The sequence below is a fragment of the Neisseria dentiae genome, assembly GCF_014055005.1.
GTDB lineage: Bacteria > Pseudomonadota > Gammaproteobacteria > Burkholderiales > Neisseriaceae > Neisseria > Neisseria dentiae.
The window spans coordinates 1,848,574-1,869,390 of the sequence record NZ_CP059570.1; the positions used below are offsets into that span (position 1 = coordinate 1,848,574).

Annotated in this window: 12 protein-coding genes and 3 pseudogenes; 7 read left to right on the plus strand and 8 right to left on the minus strand. The window is 52.3% G+C overall.

All coding sequences use genetic code 11. The features are described from left to right. Positions 1-72 precede the first annotated feature (72 nt). On the plus strand, positions 73-4,620 hold the full coding sequence (locus tag H3L92_RS08750) for a DEAD/DEAH box helicase (RefSeq protein ID WP_182115347.1): 4,548 nt from the start codon (positions 73-75) through the stop codon (positions 4,618-4,620). Further along, positions 4,620-5,354, plus strand: coding sequence for a type ISP restriction/modification enzyme (locus H3L92_RS08755; protein WP_160149164.1), 735 nt, complete (start codon positions 4,620-4,622; stop codon positions 5,352-5,354). The genes H3L92_RS08750 and H3L92_RS08755 overlap by 1 nt, the downstream gene beginning before the upstream one ends. 249 nt (positions 5,355-5,603) lie before the next feature. Here the strand turns inward: H3L92_RS08755 and H3L92_RS08760 are convergent. Next, positions 5,604-6,608: pseudogene (locus tag H3L92_RS08760) on the minus strand (IS5 family transposase). A 250-nt stretch (positions 6,609-6,858) separates the two neighbouring features. On the opposite strand from H3L92_RS08760, the gene H3L92_RS08765 reads away from it, so the two are divergent. The 4 genes from H3L92_RS08765 (at position 6,859) to H3L92_RS08780 (ending at position 9,951) form a co-directional block, all read left to right on the plus strand. Continuing rightward, complete coding sequence (locus H3L92_RS08765; protein ID WP_085367186.1) at positions 6,859-7,995, plus strand: ornithine cyclodeaminase family protein; 1,137 nt, start codon at positions 6,859-6,861, stop codon at positions 7,993-7,995. 24 nt (positions 7,996-8,019) lie between these two features. After that, positions 8,020-8,439 (plus strand): Rid family hydrolase, encoded by a 420-nt coding sequence (locus H3L92_RS08770; RefSeq protein WP_085367187.1) that lies wholly within the window; start codon positions 8,020-8,022, stop codon positions 8,437-8,439. Between the two features lie 101 nt (positions 8,440-8,540). Further along, positions 8,541-8,744, plus strand: a complete 204-nt coding sequence (locus tag H3L92_RS08775; protein ID WP_085367188.1) for an FAD-dependent oxidoreductase — start codon at positions 8,541-8,543, stop codon at positions 8,742-8,744. Between the two features lie 133 nt (positions 8,745-8,877). Continuing rightward, entirely contained in the window at positions 8,878-9,951 is a 1,074-nt protein-coding gene (locus H3L92_RS08780; protein ID WP_259345797.1) for an NAD(P)/FAD-dependent oxidoreductase, read from the plus strand. Positions 9,952-10,079: 128 nt separating this feature from the next. Here H3L92_RS08780 and H3L92_RS08785 read toward each other — a convergent pair whose 3' ends face one another. From H3L92_RS08785 to mgtE, 4 genes and pseudogenes are all read right to left on the minus strand, one after another. Beyond that, on the minus strand, positions 10,080-11,048 hold the full coding sequence (locus tag H3L92_RS08785; protein ID WP_425451620.1) for an IS110 family RNA-guided transposase: 969 nt from the start codon (positions 11,046-11,048) through the stop codon (positions 10,080-10,082). Positions 11,049-11,644: 596 nt separating this feature from the next. Then, positions 11,645-12,325, minus strand: a pseudogene (locus H3L92_RS08790) (IS1595 family transposase). 208 nt (positions 12,326-12,533) lie between these two features. Next, entirely contained in the window at positions 12,534-14,573 is a 2,040-nt protein-coding gene (gene recG / locus H3L92_RS08795; protein WP_085366079.1) for an ATP-dependent DNA helicase RecG, read from the minus strand. Positions 14,574-14,688: 115 nt separating this feature from the next. Next, complete coding sequence (mgtE, locus tag H3L92_RS08800) at positions 14,689-16,125, minus strand: magnesium transporter (protein ID WP_085366080.1); 1,437 nt, start codon at positions 16,123-16,125, stop codon at positions 14,689-14,691. 326 nt (positions 16,126-16,451) lie between these two features. Between mgtE and H3L92_RS08805 the strand changes: the two genes are divergently transcribed. Then, positions 16,452-17,102, plus strand: a complete 651-nt coding sequence (locus H3L92_RS08805; RefSeq protein WP_085366081.1) for an HAD-IA family hydrolase — start codon at positions 16,452-16,454, stop codon at positions 17,100-17,102. Positions 17,103-17,144: 42 nt separating this feature from the next. Here H3L92_RS08805 and H3L92_RS13620 read toward each other — a convergent pair. The 3 genes and pseudogenes from H3L92_RS13620 to betT form a co-directional block, all read right to left on the minus strand. Continuing rightward, positions 17,145-17,324: pseudogene (locus H3L92_RS13620) on the minus strand (hypothetical protein); the annotation flags it as partial. Positions 17,325-17,441: 117 nt separating this feature from the next. Beyond that, on the minus strand, positions 17,442-18,263 hold the full coding sequence (gene prmC / locus H3L92_RS08810; RefSeq protein ID WP_085366082.1) for a peptide chain release factor N(5)-glutamine methyltransferase: 822 nt from the start codon (positions 18,261-18,263) through the stop codon (positions 17,442-17,444). A gap of 327 nt (positions 18,264-18,590) precedes the next feature. Then, positions 18,591-20,603, minus strand: a complete 2,013-nt coding sequence (betT, locus tag H3L92_RS08815) for a choline BCCT transporter BetT (protein WP_085366083.1) — start codon at positions 20,601-20,603, stop codon at positions 18,591-18,593. Positions 20,604-20,817: the final 214 nt, after the last annotated feature.

Genomic DNA, 20,817 nt, shown 5'->3' on the forward strand with positions numbered 1-20,817 from the left:
TTTTCAGGCAGGCATTCAATGTGCCGATTATTTATTTCAATTTTCTCCACAATTTTCCCAAGCACGCTTACCATGACTGCCTTGCAAACTTTGCTTTCACACTTCCGCCAACAATCCCAATCCGTACGTGATCAGGGCACCGCCTTCGAACGGCTGATGACAGATTATTTCCAAACCGAACCCTGTTACCGCGACCTGTATCAAACTGTCGAACCCTATGGAAAATGGGTGGAAAAATATGCAGAAACCTTGGATTTAGGCAGTAAAACCGATGCTGGAATCGATTTGGTGGCAACTACTTTCAACGGCGAGCATCATGCCGTCCAATGTAAGAACTATGCCGAAGATTACACGGTTAAAAAGCAAGACATCGACAGCTTTTTTACCGCTTCCGGCAAACATTATTTCAGTAACCGCATTATTGTCAGCACGACCGACCATTGGTCAAAAAATGCGGAAGACGCATTGACTGACCAACAGATACCGGTTTCTAAAATTACGCTGAATGCATTGGAAAACAGCGTTATCGACTGGTCAAAATACCATATAGATAACCAACCTGCTGTCAAAATCCAAAAACAATTGCGCCAACATCAGCAGCAAGCGTTACAGGCAGTAGACAAAGGATTTGCCCGCGGTGAAACACGCGGCAAACTGATTATGGCCTGCGGCACGGGTAAAACCTTTACTTCTCTTCGTATTGCCGAGCATCTGGCCGGCAAGGGTAAACGTGTACTGTTTCTGGTTCCCAGCCTTTCCCTGTTAAGCCAGACTTTGCGCGAATGGACGCAAGATTCCATTCTGAAACTGCGTAATTTCGCCGTATGTTCGGACAGTGAAGTCGGCAAGAAGAAAGTCGATGACGACCGCACCCATTTACGTCCCAGCGATTTGGAATTTCCCGCCACAACCCATGCCAAAAGCCTGTTTCAGGCAGCCACCGCGCTGCACGATGCCGAGCATATGACGGTTGTCTATTCCACCTATCACTCCATCGATGTTATACACCAAGCACAAAAACAATACGGCCTGCCCGAATTCGATTTAATCATCTGCGACGAAGCACACCGCACAACCGGCGCAACATTCGACGGTGATGACGAATCTGCCTTTGTCCGCATTCATGATGCCGACTATATCCAAGGCGCCAAGCGGCTGTATATGACCGCAACCCCGCGTATTTACGGCGAAACCGCCAAAGCCGCCGAGGGAGTGGTTTTGTATTCGATGGACAATGAAGCCCATTACGGCAAAGAATTCTTCGTACTTACCTTCTCACAAGCCGTTTCAGACGGACTATTGGTAGACTATAAAGTGATTGTACTGGCTATTGAAGAAAGCCATATCCAGCGCCGCATTCAAAATCTGCTTACCGACGGCAACAACGAATTGAAAGTAGACGATGCCGCCAAAATTGTCGGCTGCTGGAAAGCTCTATCCAAATACGGCCTGACAGGAGAAGAAGGTTCTTTATATCATCCGATGCGTCGCGCCGTTGCATTTTGCCAAGTGATTGAAAAAGAATACAAAGGCAGCAAACACAAAGTCAGCTCCAAGCTGATTGCCGAAATGTTTCAAGCCGTAATAGAGGAATACCAGCAAGCCGAACGTAAAGCGCTGCTGGAACACAATTCCGAACTGAAATTACCTCCACAACTAGCCATGATCTGCGAAGCCGCACACGTTGACGGCGGCATGAACGCCGGCGAAAAAGAAAGCAAACTGCAATGGCTCAAAGCAGAATTACCCGACAACACCTGTCGCATCTTGTCTAACGTACGCTGCCTGTCTGAAGGTGTAGATGTGCCCGCATTGGATGCCGTGCTGTTTCTTACACCACGTAATTCGCAAGTAGACGTAGTGCAGTCGGTCGGTCGCGTCATGCGCCGTGCCGAAGGCAAAAAGCAAGGTTATGTGATTTTGCCGGTAGTCATTCCCGCCGGAGTAGAAGCCGAAGATGCACTGGACAAAAACGAAAACTACAAAGTCGTCTGGCAGGTATTAAACGCACTGCGCGCGCATGACGACCGTTTTGACGCCATGATCAACAAGCTGGAGTTCAACGGCAAAGACACCCATAAAATGGAAGTGATCGCCATTGCCGATAAAGTAACCCCGAAAGTCAAACGCACCGGCAAAAAAGACCAAACCTTAAGAGACGCACAAGCCGGCTATAGCATTGGCAGCAACGATGCGCCGATACCGCCGATACAAAAAGAAATCCAATTTGAAATCGGCGAAATCGAGCGCACCCTCTACGCCAAAATCGTTAAAAAATGCGGCAACCGCCACCATTGGGAAGACTGGGCAGGCGACATCGCCAAAATTGCCCGCACCCATATCGACAGCATTACCGCCATTCTTGAAAATCCCGACAATACCGCCGAACAAAACGCCTTTGCCGAATTCTCCGCCGAATTGCGCGATGATTTGAACAACGCCGTAACCGATGCAGAAATCATCGAAATGCTGGCGCAGCACATGATTACCAAACCCGTGTTCGATGCCCTGTTTGAACAATACAGCTTTGCCGAGCACAACCCCATGAGCCGCGCCATGCAAAACGTATTGGATTTGCTGCAAGCCAAAAACCTGCACAAAGAACGCAATACCCTGCAATCGTTCTACGATTCCGTACACCTGCGCGCCAGCGGCATCGAAACCGCCGAAGGCAAGCAAAAAATCGTGGTCGAGTTATACGACAAATTTTTCCGCAACGCCTTCCCGCGCATGACGGAACGATTGGGTATTGTGTATACGCCTGTTGAAGTAGTGGATTTTATTATCCGCAGCGTGGAAGACGTATTGAAAAACGAATTCCACAGCAGCCTGAAAGACCAAGGCGTGCACATCATCGACCCGTTTACCGGCACCGGCACCTTTATCACGCGCCTGTTGCAGAGCGGCATTATTCCTACCGATAAGCTGCCTGAAAAATATCAAAACGAAATCCACGCCAACGAAATCGTTTTGCTGGCTTATTACATTGCGGCGATTAATATTGAAGCGACTTATCACGGCATATTACACAACAATATCAACGGCAAAGTTTCAGACGGCAGCGATTATGTTCCATTCAACGGCATTTGTTTAACCGACACCTTCCAAATGTATGAAAAAGGCGATATGTTGAATGAATTGCTGGTGGACAACAGCGCACGCAGAAAACGCCAAAAATCATTGGATATTCGCGTGATTATCGGCAATCCGCCCTATTCAGCAGGGCAGGAGAGCGCAAACGACAACAATGCCAATATTGAATATCTGCATTTGGATAACCGCATTCGTGAAACTTATGCCGAATATTCCAATGCAACATCTACAAAAAATCTTATGGATAGCTATGTTCGCTCAATACGTTGGGCCAGCGACCGCATCGGCAAACAAGGCGTAATTGGTTTCGTTACAAATGGTGGATTTTTAGAGTCTAGCTCTGCCGATGGCTTGCGCAAATGCTTGGTTGATGAATTTTCCAGCTTGTATATTTTCCATTTACGCGGCAATGCCCGCACATCGGGAGAGCGTCGTCGTAAAGAAAAAGATAATGTTTTTGGACAAGGTACACGTACACCAATTGCCATTTCCATTTTAGTGAAAAATCCCAATGCCACCGAACAAGGCAAAATTTATTTTCACGACATTGGCGACTATTTAAGCCGAGATGAAAAATTGGCCATGATTAGCGAATACGGCAGCATTAACGGTATTTCTGAACAGAATGGCTGGCAAGAAATTCAACCCGATGAATTTAACGATTGGCTCAATCAACGCGATCCGAATTTTGATAACTATATTAGTTTAGGAGATAAAAAAGATAAGGATGCTGTAACTGTATTTGACAATTACTCTTTAGGACTTGGTACAAATAGAGATGCTTGGGTATACAATTTTTCTCATAAAGATTTAGAGAAAAATATGGAAGCAATGATTGGGTGTTATAACTCGGAAGTTCAAAGATTTAAAGAAGCATTAGATAGAGGTTTATCATTAAATATTAATGATTTCATTGAGAAAGATGAAACTAAAATCAGTTGGTCAAGTAGTCTTGTTCCAAAAGTAGAAAAAGGAATTTTGGCAAAATTTAATCCCGATAAAATAGTAATTGGTGTTTATAGACCATTTTCCAAACAATTTATTTATTATGACAAAATGATGAATCATCGTATTGGACAAATGCCACAAATTTTTCCAAATATAACAGCTTTCAATCAAGTTATTAGTATCACAGGACGCGGTGCAACCAAAGAATTTTCCGCCTTGATAACGGACGAAATTCCTGATTTGGAAATGATTTCCAAAGGGCAGTGTTTCCCAATGAATTTGTATGAAGAAAATGGAGTGATTACACAAGGTATAGACGCAGACGCAATGACGGCAGACGCAACGCAACGCAACGCAACGCAACGCAACGCAACGCAACGCAACGCAACGCAAATTATACACGACAGCAGTCAACGACAGTCAATACCGAGCAGCAGCATAGAGAATCTGACGATTTGCCTGACAGTAACGGGCAGCAAAGGCTTCTCGGTGCTGATGACGGACACACTGCCCGATTTGCACTTGATTGGCGACGCACAATGTTTCCCAATGTTTCTTTACGAAACGGAGGAAGCATAATGAGCCAGTCAGACTTGTTTACCCAAGGCATGCCGTCTGAAAAGCAACCTGCACAGAAAAAACTTGTTCGTCGTTCTGCGATTACTGATGACGCTTTGGCACATTTCAGGCAGCCTTATTCACCCGAAGATGCAGAAAATATCAGTAAAGAAGATATTTTCTATTACATTTACGGCTTGTTGCACAGCGAAGAATACCGAGAGCGTTATGCCGATAATTTGAGTAAACAATTACCGCGCATTCCACGCATGAAAAATTATGCCGACTTTGCCGATTTTGCCCAAGCCGGTCGGGATTTGGCGGCGCTGCACCTGTATTATGAAACCGTGCCGATGTATCAGGGCGTGAAATTTTCAGGCAGCCTGAAAGGGTTGAAACTGACACCTCAGCAGATTATCGGCGGCGAAGCCGAAGATTTCCGCGTGGTAAAAATGAAGTTTGCCAAAAAAGACGATAAAACCCGCGTGGTCTATAACGGCAAAATTACGGTGGAAAATATTCCCGAAACTGCTTACGACTACATCGTCAACGGCAAACCAGCATTGGAGTGGGTAATGGAACGTCAAGCCGTTACCACCGATAAAAAATCCGGCATCACCAACGACGCCAACGACTGGGCCATTGAAACCATGGGCAATCCGCGCTACCCGTTGGAGTTGTTTTTACGTGTTATCACCGTAAGCCTGGAAACACAGAAAATCGTCAATGCATTGCCTAAATTGGATATTGTATAAAGTTGGTGCAGCCGATAAGAAACGCCGCTTAGGTGAAGAGGGAGCGAAACCGAAACCGGTAACGCGTTAAACCGATATTGAATGCCTGTCTGAAAAGTTTTTCAGACAGGCAGAGACCTTTGCGAAATACCAGCTACTCCATCCAAACGGTTACCTGAACAATCAAGGTAACCGTTTTTGCATTTTCAGACGTGTTTCTCGTCCATATTTCCCTCAATTAGCCCCTTTATCGGGGTGTCCATTGCCTTTTCAGGCAGCAGCAGGCACACGAAGCCTGTTGGCTGCCTTTAGCAGGTTCAGGCACACCGCTTTCAAATGGCTTTGCGCCAGCACTTTCCGTAAGCCAAAATAACGCGCTCTTTTACAGCCGAACTTCCGGTGCAGCGTACCGAAGGTTTACTCGACCACATAACGCACTTTCGACAGCTGCGTATTGCGCTGTTTCTCATGCTCCGTTAAAGGTTTGCCCCGGTGTGCCTTACGCATAATGCCGTCGGATAGCTGTTTGCTTTGCAGATGTTCCCGGTTGGCTTTACTGTCATACCCTTTATCGGCATAGACGGTTGTTCCGGGTGCGATGCCGTCCAACAGCGGTTCGAAATGGTTGCATTCATGGGCGTTGGCCGGAGTGATGTGCAGTTTCTCGATATAGCCTTCTGAATCGGTGCGGGTGTGTTGTTTGTAGCCCAAGGTGAATTTGCCCTCTTTCTTCACCCAGCGCGCATCCTTGTCTTTGCTGGGCAAGGTTTCGGCGGTGATGCCGTTTTCATCGGTTTCGATAGCCTGACGCTGTTTGCCTCCGGCAGTTTGGATGATGGTGGCGTCAATTACTGCCGCCGGGGCTTTCTCTATTTTTAAGCCTTTTTGGGTCAGCTGGCAGTTAATCAGTTCGAGAAGCCGGGCTAAGGTGTCATCCTGTGCCAGCCAATTGCGGAAACGGCAGAGGGTGCTGTGGTCAGGTAAGGAGACCTCATCAAACCCGCAGAAGAAGTAGAAATCCAGACGGGTGGCTAAACAGCGTTCCAATTCCGGATCGGAAAGGCTGTGCCATTGGCCGAGCAATACGGCTTTGAGCATGGGCAGTAGCGGATAGGCGGGGCGACCGCGGTGGTCGCGGATGTAACGGGTCTTTTGCCGGTTGAGAAGTTGTTCGATGGGCTGCCAATCGAGTAGCTGGTTAATTTTGAGCAACGGGTAGCTGTCGATATGTTTGCTCATCATTATTTGGGCTTGTTGGTGGAAAAAGCTGTTCATAAAAAACTCCTCTGAATTCTTTAGGAGAATTTAGAGGAGTTTTGGTTTTTTTGCAAAGGTCTCAGGCATTTTTCAAAAATGCCTGCTTTTGTTTCGAAAACGCCCGCTGATACGGGCGTTTTTTTATGGGATGGGCCGTCTGAAACGTATTTTCCGCTTCGCAGACGGTTTTGCCGATTTTTTCTATTTCTGCTTCAGGGCAGGTGAAATAATGGCCTCACCTCTACACTGATGAAGAAGGAGTTTTCCGATGGACAACACGAAAATTGATTTTATTTATCTTTCCGAGCCGGACATGATTAAAGCGGGTGTAACCGATATGAAAGGTTGTATCGACACGATGGAAGAGATGTTCGGCCTGCTTTACCACGGTGATTACCGCATGGCCGGTTCCAACGGCGATTCGCACGGTGCGATGGTGGTTTTTCCTGAAAATTCCCCGTTTCCCGATATGCCGAAGCCGACGGCCGACCGCCGCTTTATGGCCATGCCTGCGTATTTGGGCGGCAGTTTCCGTACTTCCGGCGTGAAATGGTACGGCTCCAATATCGACAATCGCGAAAAGGGTTTGCCGCGTTCGATTCTGATGTTTACTTTGAATGATGCCGATACCGGTGCGCCTTTGGCTTTTATGTCAGCCAACTTACTGTCTGCCTACCGGACCGGTGCGGTTCCCGGTGTCCGTGCACGTTATCTGGCGCGGAAAGATTCTAAGGTGGTCGGCATTTTGGGGCCGAGTGTGATGGAGAAAACCGCGTTCAGTGCGTTTATGGCGGAATGCCCCGGAATCGATACGGTGAAAATCAAAGGCCGTGGCCAGAAAAGTCTGAATTCGTTTTTAGATTGGTTAAAAGAGCATTATCCGCAAGTAACCGATATTCGGGTTGTCGACAGCATCGAAGAGATGGTTCGCGGGTCGGATATCGTTACTTACTGTAATTCGGGCGTAACCGGCGATGCTTCGCTCTATCCTTTGATAAAGCGCGAATGGGTCAGCCCGGGTGCGTTTTTGGCGATGCCGGCGTATTGCAGTATTGACGAGGGCTTGGAAAAAAGCGATGTCCGCAAGGTGGTGGACAATACCAGACTTTATGAGGCTTGGTATGAAGAGCTGCACAAACCGACACACAACCATATTCCCATTATCGGGATACATTTTATGGACATGATTGCCGAGGGCAAAATGGACAAGGCGCAATTGGAAGACATCGGCAAAATTGTTGCCGGTGATGCCCCGGGGCGGATGAACGACGACGAAATCATCATGTTGTCGGTCGGCGGTATGCCGGTGGAAGATGTGGCCTGGGGAACGGCGGTTTACCGCAATGCGGTGCAACGCAATATCGGCGTGAAGCTGAATTTGTGGGATACGCCGGCTTTAAGTTGATTATGTTTTTATCAGGAAAATCAAATGACTGAAATCGTTAAAGTGAAAACCGGATCGCCTTTCGAAGAACGCGCCAGTTATTCGCGCTTGGTGATGGCGGACAATTGGATTTATGTTTCCAACACGGCCGGCCGCAATCCCGTTACCAAAGAGATTCCGTCCGATATTATCGAACAAACCGAACAGGTGTTCGCCAATATCGAACAGGCTTTGAAAGCGGTGGACGCGACTTTGCGGGATGTGGTGATGTCGCGCGTGTTTATCCAGAAACCGGAGCACGTTAATCAGGTGATGGATTTTATCGGCAGCAAATTCCGCGGCATCAATCCGGCCACCACGGTAACCTGTCCGCCGCTGGGTGCCGCGGTTTATGAGGTTGAAATAGAAGTAACCGCATACCGCGGCGTGGCACAGGCCGAGGTGAAAGAAATACGCATCGGTTAATCCGCGCTTGCGCGCCACTTTTCAGACGGCCTCTGCCTTATCCGGCATGATGATTTATCCGCTGCCCGGAGGCCTGTCTGAAGATCATTCGAGGAATCATTATGGGACCCACCATCGCACCCGTACAAACTTCTTCCGGTATGCCTTCGTCAACCACCGTTGTGATTGTCGGCGGCGGCATTGTCGGGTTGACTGCCGCGCTGACTTTGGCGGAGCGCGGCATACCCGTTACCGTTTTAGAAAAAGGCCGTATCGCCGCCGAGCAGTCGTCCCGCAATTTGGGGTGGATACGTATAGTGGATTAAAATAAGAATGCCGAAGTAGGGTAAAACGATTCTTTAGCATATCGCCCAATTGCAAGTTTGAATGCAGTTATTTCATTTCGGAGTTTTTATTTGAATTCACTATAAAACCAACCGTGCGCCCGAGGATGTTCCGCTGGCGATGGCGGCCGACCGCCTTTGGCAGGGTATGCCCGAACGTGTCGGTAAAACGGTCGGCTACCGTCAGGCAGGCATTATGTTTATCGTGCGTACCGCCGAGCAGATGGCTGTTTATGAAAATTGGCAGCAATCGGTTAAAGATTACGTGCCCGAATCGCGCTTGCTGACACCTAACGAAATCGCCCAACAGGTGCCCGGCGGGCAGGGTGTTTGGGCAGGCGGCATTTTTACCTCGTCGGACGGCCGCGCGGAGCCGACCTTGGCTTCCAGTGCGATTGCCCAAGCTGCAATGGCGAAGGGCGCCGTAATTGTCGAAAACTGTGCGGTGCGCAGTTTGTCGCTGGCCGCAGGCAAAGTGTGCGGCGTGGTAACCGAAAAAGGGGAAATCCGCTGCGAACAAGTATTGCTGGCGGCAGGTTTGTGGTCCCGCCGTTTCTTGGGCAATATGGGCATCAATCTGCCGACTCTGCCGGTGGTATGCTCGGTGCTGCGGACACAGCCGATGGAAGGCCCGACCGACATTGCCGTCGGTGCGCCCGATTTTTCCTTCCGTAAGCATCAGGACGGCGGTTTTATCATCACCCAGCGCGGTGCGCTTGATGCGCCGCTCACGCTCGATCACACACGGATCGGGTTGCGCTACCTGCCGACCCTGCGCAGTCAGCGTGATGCTTTGCGTATCAGGTTAAACCGATATTTTTGGCAGGATTTAATGCTTCCGCGCCGTTGGCGGAACAACCGGATATCGCCGTTCGAGCGCGTCCGCACGATGGATCCCGCCCCCAATCCCGATCTCAACAACGAAGCACTAACCAATCTGCGCGCCGCCTGGCCTGTATTCAACCAAGCGAAAATCGAACAGGCTTGGGCAGGCATGATAGACATCACGCCGGATACCAATCCGGTTATCGGCGCGGTGGATGGCGTGCCCGGACTGACATTGGCTACAGGTTTTTCAGGGCACGGTTTCGGCACTTCGCCGGCCGCCGGGCAACTGGCTGCCGATTTGGTGATGAACGCCACCCCCTTGGTTGATCCTGCACCTTACCGGTTCGACCGCTTTAAATAGCCAGCAGCAATCTCTCAATTTGTTCGCCGCCATGCTTGAAACAAGAGCGATGGCGGCGAACAAGTTTTTCAGGCGGCTTTAGCAACTGTGTTACCAACTCGTCAGTCAGCAACATCAAACACGGTTAATCAAGCACATTGCAGGCCGTCTAAGCACAGATAATCGCGTACCCGTGCGTTCAGTATTCTCAGCAGTTTGTGCATACACGCATTGATGGCTACTTTAAACGGCTTTCCTTTGCCGATAAGCCGTTCGTAAAATGCTTTGATTTTCGGCTCAAAACGGCTGGCGGTCAGGGTGGCCATATACAGGGCATTGCGCACTTCCATTCTGCCGCCGGTACATCCGGTTTTACCAACCGATTCACCGCTTTGCTTGGCGGGCGGAACAACGCCGACCAGTAAGGCAATGCTTTTGTGCGGTAGCCGCCCCAGCTCGGGCAACATCGACATCAAGGTGGCGCAAGTGGTGTCGCCTATGCCTTTTATCTCTCCGATGATTTTGTTTTTGCCGTCAAAATTGCTGTCGTTGTATTTGGCAATCTGTTTGTCCAGATCAGCAATCAAGGTGTTAAAGTGCCGAATTAAATCTTCCACGCTTTGCTGTTGGCTGGGGTGGATTTGTGCCAAACGGTTTTTCTCGGCCGTGCGCATTTCCACCAGCTGGCTGCGGCGCTTTACCAAAGCTTCCAACTCTTCCTCTGCTACAGTAGGAGGCTGATACAGCATATTGGCGGCCAACCCTTTCAATTCGATTGCCTGCGCATAATCCGCCAGCATTTTGGCATCTTTGCTATCGGTTTTCCCCAATGAAAATGATTGGGCGTATGAATGGGTTTGGCGGGGATTGGCAATAACCACCCGCAATCCGGCATGATGCAATGCTTTGGCCAGCGGGATTTCCAATCCGCCGGTACTTTCCAGCACCACCAGACTGACATGGTGCTTTTGCAAATACTCGACGGTATGTTGGAAACCTTTGGAATTGTTGGTTTCCGTTTTGGTTTTGGCCATACCGGTAATGCCGATAACGAAGTGTTTTTTGGCTATATCGATGCCGCCATAGTTTTGAATACTCATCATAAACCTTCCTTGCATTCGGTTGTGTTGTCGTGCAACTGTTCGGTTGTGGTGATGGTTGGTTATCTGCTCGTTTGGCTACGATACGGATGTTAAAAAATCCCAGGGCGTGTACAGAGGCAGATAACCTGTTTGGTTGCTATGGTACATCGGTTTCAACATACAAGCAAAAGTTAAGTTAATCCACTCTACATCGTCAACGGCAAGCCAGCATTGGAGTCGGTAATAGAACGCCAATCCGTTACCACCGATAAAAATCCGGCATCACCAACGATGCCAACGACTGAAATATCGAAACCATGGGCAATCCGCGCTACCCGTTGGAACTGTTTTTACGCATTATCACCGTAAGCCTGGGAACGCAGAAAATCGTCAATGCATTGCCTAAGTTGGATATGATATTATGTAAACTATCACTTATGGTTTGACGGGTACAGTTTTCCTCTTGCGACGAAGTTCAGTAGTTAAACTAATGCTGATTAGTAGTTCTGGCAAACTACCAATATAAATTCAACTAACTATTAAATTAAAAAATTACTGTTAAAGATTTGGTTACCTACAATTTTTTATACCAAACAGCTTTTATTTTTAATAAAGGGGCTTAGGAAGCAAAATTAGCCCAAGGGTCGATTTCGCAGTATTTTAAGCAAGACTTTATACAGATCATCATGTCTGTGATTGAAGCGAAATTCGGTTTTCTTTAAGTGTAAATAAAAAGTCTGTTTCGATACACCGTTAAATTTAACCAAGCGGTTTTTGGCATAACCCCAAAACGACTCGATGCCGTTAATGTGTTGTGCACCCCGGGCGAACTCGTCTGCACCATGATGTACCCTGAGGTGCTTTTCATAGCCCATATCAACCAAGCCGTGATAGCCGCGCCAGCCGTCGGTATTGATGACACTTTCAACAGCAATCCGCCCTCGAATAACCTGTTACAGTGTAGCTTTCGAGGTATCCGGCACGATTTCGGTATAGACTTTGTCATCCCGTTTTAAAATGCCGAAAACAATGGTTTTGCCTCCCGCTCCCCGCCCGCGTTTACCTCGGATGCGTTTGGCGCCGAAGTAGGATTCGTCCAGTTCGACCACCCCGGCAAAAGGAGTTTGCCGTTCACATTCAGCGGCCATGCGGCAACGCAGTTTGAGAAACAGATTATTGATACTTCGGATACTGATGCCGGTGAGTCTGGCGGTATCGGAAGTGGTCAAATCAAGTGCGGAAAGGTGCAGGATTTGACGGGATTTTGATTCGGTAATTTTACTGAACTTTTGGTACTTGTTTTTAATAGGCATATCAGAAGTTTATCATCATTTTTGCTGATTTTGCTTCCTAAACCACTAAATAAATTCAGGACTAAAACGACTTTTTTGCAAAGGTCTCGGCCTGATGCTTTGGTAAAACCCATAGCGGTTTCTAAAAAAACATTCGCGTCATACTCCGGCCAAGCCCGAGTATGACGCGAATGTTTTTTAAGGTGTCGGAATAACCTACAAAATCCGCTCACACCCCCAAATACCCTTCCCTGCTGCTCAGCCATCTGTCCAAATGTTTCTCCACAATATCCGGCCGCTCTTCAATCAGCCTCGGTGCGATTTCGCGGGCTTGTTCCAAGAGCTGCAAATCTTCTTCCAGGTTGGCGAAACGCAGCATCGGTACGCCGCTTTGGCGGGCGCCGAGAAATTCGCCGGGGCCGCGTATGTTTAAATCTTGGCGGGCGATTTCAAAGCCGTCGGTGTGTTGGTAAATCACTTTCAGGCGTGCTTTGGCCACTTCGCCCAAGGGTTCGGAAAACAGCAGTACGCAGGTGCTGGCGGCGGCACCGCGCCCCACACGGCCGCGCAGTTGGTGCAGCTGCGCCAAACCCATGCGTTCGGCGTGCTCGATCACCATCAGGCTGGCGTTGGGCACGTCCACACCCACTTCGATAACGGTGGTGGCCACCAAAACGTTCAGACGGCCTGCGATAAATTCGGCCATCACTTCGGCTTTTTCGGCGCTCTTCATGCGCCCGTGCACCAGGCCGATGTTCAATTCGGGTAAGGCCGTCTGAAGTGTTTGCAGGGTTTCGGTGGCGGTTTGCAGTTGCAGGGTTTCGCTCTCTTCAATCAGCGGGCAAACCCAATAGGCCTGCTGCCCTTTGCGGCAGGTGTTCAACACAAAGCCTTCCACTTCGGCGCGGCGCACGCTGTTGACGAGGCGGGTTTTAATCGGGGTGCGGTTGGGCGGCAGCTCGTCGATCACCGAAACGTCGAGGTCGGCGAAAAAGCTCATGGCCAGCGTGCGCGGAATGGGGGTGGCCGACATCATCAGTTGGTGCACGTCCTGCCCTTTGTTTTTTAGGGCCAAACGCTGTGCCACGCCGAAGCGGTGCTGTTCGTCGACAATCACTAAACCGAGATTTTGAAATTCAACGTCGTCTTGAAACAGGGCGTGCGTGCCGACGGCGATTTGGGTGAGGCCGTCTGAAATGGCGGCTTTATTGGTTTCTTTGGCTTTTTTGCGCTGGCTGCCGGAGAGCCACGCCACGCTCAAACCCAGCGGCTCGAACCATTGTTTGAACTTGGCGTAATGCTGTTCGGCCAGAATTTCGGTGGGCGCCATCACCGCCACTTGGCAACCGGCCTCGACGGCGGTGAGCGCCGAGAGCGCAGCCACGATGGTTTTGCCGCTGCCCACGTCGCCTTGCAGCAGGCGGTGCATGGGGTGGGGCTGCTGCATATCGGCGCGGATTTCGGCCAGCACACGCTGTTGGGCGGCGGTGAGTGCGAACGGCAGCGCCAAGAGCAGTTTTTGCGACCATTCGCCCGTGCCGCGCAAGGGCTTGGCCTGCCCGCTGATGCGTTTCTGCCGCACCAACCGCATCGAAAGCTGCTGCGCGAGCAACTCGTCGAACTTCAGCCGCTGCCACGCGGGCAAAGCGCCGTTTGAAAGCTGTTGGATGGTGAAGCTCGGCGGCGGTGCGTGCAGCAGGCGCAGGCTTTCGGCCAAGTGCGGCAGTTTCAGACGGCCTAATAAATCATCGGGCAGCGTATCGTGCAACGGTACTGTATCCAAGGCCGTCTGAACGATACGGCGCAGCGTGGGCTGGTTGAGGCCGTTAACGGTGGGATACACGGGGGTGAGGCTTTCGGCCAGGCTGCTGCTTTCGGCATCGCGGATTTTCGGGTGTATCATCTCGTCGCCGAAAAACCCGTGCTTGATTTCGCCCACCGCGCGGATGCGTTTGCCCGCCGCGAGCTGCTTTTGATGGCTGGGGTAAAAATGGATAAAGCGCAGATGCAGCACGCTGCCCGAGCCGTCGCGTATCTGCGCGACCAACTGTTTGCGCGGCTTGAACTGCACTTCCTGATGAACCACCTCCCCCTCCACCTGACACGGCACGCCTATCGGCACATCGGCAATCGGCATGATGTGCGTTTCGTCTTCATAGCGCAGCGGCAGATGCAGCACCACGTCCCACGGCGTGTTGAGATTGAGCTTCGCGAGCTTCTTGGCCGTGGCGTCGTTGATTTTGAGCAGCTTTTGGTGTTCGGGGGTCATGGCATTGAGGAAAGCGGCAGAAGCGGCTATTTTAAACGATTTTTAAACGGTATCCGGCAAAGTGTGAAAGGCCGTCTGAAACGTTTCAGACGGCCTTTCATCCACAATACGGGTATCACAACAAAAACATCGTGGCCAGCCCCAGGAAAATCAGAAAACCGCCCGAATCGGTTACGGCGGTAATCAGCACCGAGCTGCCCAGTGCGGGGTCGCGGCCGGCTTTGTCCATCATCACCGGAATCAGCACGCCCACGGTGGCGGCGAGCAGCAGGTTGAGCGTCATCGCGGCCACCATCACGAGGCCGATACCGATGCTGCCGTAGAGCAGCCACGAAACCACGCCCATCACCGTGCCCCAAATCAGGCCGTTCACCAGCGCCACGCCCACTTCTTTTTTGAGCAGCCGCCGCGCCTGCACGCCGGAAATCTGCCCCATCGCCATCGCGCGTACGATCATGGTGATGGTTTGGTTGCCCGAGTTGCCGCCTATGCCCGCCACAATCGGCATCAGCGCGGCCAGCGCCACGATTTTTTCGATGCTGCCTTCAAACGCGCCGATCACGCGGCTGGCGATAAAGGCGGTGCACAGGTTCACGGCCAGCCACACCCAGCGGTTTCGCACCGAATGCCAAATCGGGGCGAACAGGTCTTCTTCTTCCTGCAAACCGGCCATGTTCAACATATCGGCTTCGCTCTCTTCGCGGATCACGTCGACCATTTCGTCGATGGTGATGCGGCCGATGAGTTTTTTATCGGCATCGACTACGGGCGCGGTTACCAAGTCGTAACGTTCGAACGCCTGCGCGGCTTCTTCCACGTTGTCTTCGGGGCGGAAGCGCACCACGTCGGTGGCCATCACGTTTTCCACCAGCTCGTCGGGGTCGGCCACCAGCAGTTTGCGGATGGGCAGCACGCCCTGCAACACGTCGTTTTCGTCAACCACGAAAATTTTATCGGTGTGGTCGGGCAGGCTTTCGAAACGGCGCAGGTAGCGCAGCACCACTTCGCAGGCCACGTCGGCGCGGATGCTCACCAGCTCGAAGTCCATAATCGCGCCCACTTGGTCGTCTTCATACGACATCGCCGCCTGCACCTGCGCGCGCTCTTCGGCATCGCGGGTTTGCAGCGCTTCATACACCACTTGGTGCGGCAGGTCGCCCGCCAGCTCGGCCAGCTCGTCGGCATCCAAATCATCTACGGCGGCGAGCAGCTCTTCTTTGTCCATCGACTCGATCAGCGTTTCGCGCACCGCGTCGGAAACTTCCAGCAGCACTTCGCCGTCTTCTTCGGGCGAAGCCAGATGCCACACCATCGAGCGCTCTTTCGGCGGCAGCGATTCGAGCACCGCCGCCACGTCGGCGGGGTGCAGCTCGTGCAGCACCGCAATCAGTTCGACCAGTTTGGCGCTCAGGGTTTCGTCTTCAACGGGCAGATTGTTTTCAATCTGCTCGGCAACGGGCAGCAGGGCTTCGGAAAGCGCGTGTACGCGTTCGATGTCGAGCGGCATACGCTCGGTTTTGTCCGGTTCGGGGGTATTTTCTTCGATGCTCATAAATACTCCGCCCGCCTGAAGTGCGGGAGCAGTATTCCGGCGGGATGGTTAAACAGTGGGGTTGTGTGCGGCGGATGATGAACTGGGAAGGTCCATGATGCGTGCCTGAACCATGCAGGCGGGTGGTTGGAAACGGCGCGTATTCTACACCTTTTCAGACGGCCTTACCAAGATTTATGGCGCAACAACACAAACGATACGGCGTTGCCCCGCCTTGCCGTATTACCTGTATTGTCTGCGGCGCGGCGCCTTGTCTCGTTTTGTGTTGTTGCACCATACCGAAACGGAAGTACAATTGAACCCGCAAACAGCAACGCGGAGCAAACATGAAACCCAAACTGATTATTTTCGACTGGGACGGCACGCTGGCCGACACCACCGGCCCGATTATCGACACTTTCCGGCAAACCTTCGCCGAATGCGGCCTGCCCCCCCCCGAAGCCGCCGCCGTTAAAAAATTAATCGGCTACAACCTTGTTACCATCATCCGCCACCTTGCGCCCGATGCCGACATCCACACCAAAGAGCAGCTGGCCGAAACCTACGCCCACCACTATCTCAACCCCAACAACCACAATATGAAGCTGTTCGACAGCGCCCTCCCCTGCCTGCAAACCCTCAAGCAGCAAGGCTATTGGCTGGCGGTGGCCACCGGCAAAGGCAGGAGCGGGCTGGACAAAGCCATCGCCCAAACCGGCACCGCCGGCTTTTGGCTGGCCACCGCCTGCGCCAGCGAGCAGCCCTCCAAACCCGCGCCCGACATGGTGTTCAAGCTGTGCGACGAGCTGGGGCTGAACCCTGCCGACGCGCTGGTGGTGGGCGACACCGTTTACGATTTGGACATGGCCGCCAACGCCGGCGCCCGCGCCGTGGGCATTACCACCGGCGCCCATCCGGCGGAACAATTGCGGCAGGCGGGCTGTTTGGCGGTTATCGACGATTTGGCGGAACTGCCCGGGCTGCTGGCGGGGCTGTGAAAAGCATTGAGGCCGTCTGAAAGGCTTAAATACCGTCCATACAGTAGGAGACCTTTGCAAAACCCTCAGATGCGGATGCAGTTCAAGGCGTAGCAGCGCAGCGAGCGTAGACATAACATGGAGTTAGGCAAGCGAGCGAGCAGCACACAACGCAGAAATGCGCCGCAGATGGGGGTTTGCAAAGGTCTCAGTAGCCGTAGGTCGGGCATTTATGCCCGACATAACCCGAATCCAAACAAAAGTCGGGCATAAATGCCCGACCTACCGAACTTACCGCCGTTATTATCCGGCTTGACCCGGCAATGACGGGCAGGCGTTGCCGGAAACCGTGTATGAGCACTAAGTTTTCAGACGGCCCAACGTTAACCTGTCCAATCCCGCCAGATCCTGCCGCGTTTCCACCTGCACGAAGCCGTTTTGCTCAAACAGCGCCCGCACCGCCGCGCCTTGGTTGAAGCCGTGTTCCACCAGCAGCATACCGCCCGCTTTCAGCCGCCCGCCCGCTTCCTGCGCCAGCGTGCGGATACAGCTTAGGCCGTCTGAAAAATCGGTGAGCGCGTTTTGCGGTTCGAAACGCAGATCGCCCTGCTGCAAATGGCTGTCGCCCGCTTCGATATAGGGCGGGTTGGAAACGATGATGTCGCAGGCTTGGTTTTCAGACGGCCATGCTGCTTCAAACCACGAACCGCAGGCAAACTCAACGTTGGCGCCGAGTGCGCGGGCGTTGGCGGCGGCGGTTTGCAGGGCTTGGGGGCTGATGTCGGAAGCGCGCACGGCCGCGTCAGGGCGTTCGAGCGCAACAGTGATGGCGATAATGCCGCTGCCCGTGCCCAAGTCCCACACCCGGCCGTTCGGCGGCAGGTGTTCGAGCACGGCTTCGACCAGGTGTTCGGTTTCGGGGCGGGGAATCAGCACGCTGCCGTTCACTTGGAAAGTGCGGCCGTAAAACTCGCGCGTGCCGAGAATATAGGCTACCGGCTCGCCGCCGATACGGCGTTCGGCCAGCTTGGCGGCGGCGGCGGCCACGTTATCGGGCAGCGTTTCCTGCCCGCGCGTAACCAGTTGGGCGCGGGTGTAGCCGCCGGCGTATTGCAGCAGCATACGCGCTTCGTTTTTGGGCAGCGGGCAGGCTTGCAGCCATTGGTTGAGGGTTTGCGACATGATAGGGGCGGAGTGCGTTTCAGACGGCCTGAATTATATAGCGGAAACGGCGGTGTGTTTGGAATGACGATAATTGGATGTTTCAGACGGCCTCAATGAATTTCGCAAAGGCAGCAGGCCGAGACCTTTGCAAAATTCCCTTCGGCATCTTAAACCTTCTGCGTCATGCTCGGGCTTGACCCGGGCATCTGTTTGTTTCAAAAGAAATAACAGATACCCGGGCTGAGCACGGGTATGACGAAACATAAATAAATTCAGGGTTAAAACGTGTTTTTGCAAAGGTATCAGGCCGTCTGAAATATTTTTTTCAGACGGCCTGCGCCGCATTTAGCGTTCGAAATGCAGAAACTGCATATGCCGCTCGTATTGGTTGAGAATGTCGATAATCACCTGCTCTTTGGTGTAGCCCACGATGTCGTAATCCTGGCTGCCTTCGCTTAAAAACACCTCGGCGCGGTAGTATTTTTCCTGGTCTTTGCCCGGGGCGATATTGCCCGCCTGCCCCAGCGCAAACACGGGTTTAACCGCTTCGACCAGCCGCACTTCGTATAAAAAGTCCACCTCGTCGCCGTGCATCACTTCCAGCCGGATTTTGCGGTTTTCCTTATCTTCGGCAAGCTCCGTGTCCAAGCCTTTAGCCTGCAATTCGTGCGCCACTTCCAGCATGGCCGGTTGCAGGGTTTTGAACATAAAGCGCAAAGCAGCGGTGGCGGTGGGGAAATTCACCAGCCGGTTGAGGCGGTTGCGCCAGTTTTGGCCGCTGTCGAGCACCAGCGCCTTATCGATCTGCACGGCCTTGCGCTTGTTGCCCTCCTGCCGCAAACAAACGGCCATCGACACCATATACAGCACCAACACCAGCGAAAACGGCAAACCCGCCACCACCGACACCGATTGCAGCGAGCTGAACCCGCCGGCAAACAGCAGCCCCAACGTTACCAAGCCGGTGGCCGCCGCCCAGAAAAAGCGCAGCCATACCGGCGCGTCGGTGTCGGAAGCCAGGTTTTTCGAGCTTAAATTGGCCAAAACCAACGCGCCCGAATCGGCAGAGGTAACGAAGAAAATCAGGCCGATAACCACGCCCAGCGTCGACCACAAGGCGGGAGCGGGGTAATGCTCGAACAAAACAAACATCCCCATCGCCGGGTTTTCCAACGCGGTTTTGCCCAGCTCGGCCACGCCGCCGTTAACCAGCTCGATGGCGCTGTTGCCGAACACCGAAAACCACGCAAAGATAAAGCCCAGCGGAATAAACATCACGCCGAACACAAACTCGCGCAAGGTGCGTCCGCGCGAAATGCGGGCGATAAACAGCCCCACAAACGGCGCCCACGCCACCCACCAGGCCCAGAAGAAAATCGTCCACGAAGCTTTCCATTCCTCGCCTTTCGCACCCTCGTAGGCATACACCTGAAACGTTTTATTCACGATGTTTTGAAAATAATGGCCGATGTTTTCAGTAAAGGCGTTGAGCAGAAACAGCGTCGGCCCCATCACCAAAAGCGCGATCAGAATAAACGTTGCCCCCAGCATATTGATTTCCGACAGCCGCCGCACGCCGCGCTCCACGCCCGACATCGCCGACATAGCCGCCGCCGCGGTTACCGCCACGATAATGGCCGTCTGAACCGCCTTACTGGTTTCGATGCCGAACACATGGGTCAGCCCCGCATTGGCCTGCAACACACCGATACCGAGGCTGGTGGCCAGCCCCAACAGCGTGCCGACCACGCCGAACGTATCCACAATATGCCCCAACGGGCCGTTGGTGCGCTTTTCGCCGAACAGCGGCACCAGCGCGCTGCGCAGCGCCAGCGGCATATCGCGGCGGTAGGCGAAATAAGCCAACGCCATGCCGATTAAGGCATAAATGCCCCAGCCGTGCAGCCCCCAGTGCAGAAACGTTTGCGACAAAGCCGCACGCGCCGCTTCGGGCGTGCCGCCCATGCCCAGCGCCGGAGAAAGATAATGGGTGAGCGGCTCCGACACGCCGAAAAACAGCAAATCAATGCCGATACCCGCCGAAAACAACATCGCCGCCCAAGTGAGAAACGGAAAATCGGGTTTGTCTTGGTCTTTCCCCAGCTTGATGTCGCCGTAGCGCGACAAGCCCACAAACACCGCAAACACCGAATAAGCCGCCACCACCAGCATATAATACCAGCCGAAATGGTCCGACACCCAGCGCAGCGAGCTGCCGAGCACGGCCTCGCCCAACTCGGGAAATAAAATCGTAAACAGAATCAGCGAAACAGAAATAACCGAAGAAGCCAGAAACACGGTTTTGTTAATCGCAAAACCGGCAGGCGGAGAAGAAGGTTTGACAGGTGCACCGTGCATAAATTCTCCTGTGTGAATTGGAAACAGCCTCAACAGGCAGGGTTAATTTAAGCAGACGTTATGATTATTTATGATTGTTTGAGTGCAGGTAACGAAACGAAACCGTTTGTTACCGCACGACACTTTAACCGCTATCACGGCCGAAGATGGTTTGGAAGGGATAAATTTAAACCTGAAACCGTAAAAATAGGTTAAAAATCAGTTTAGAATACGT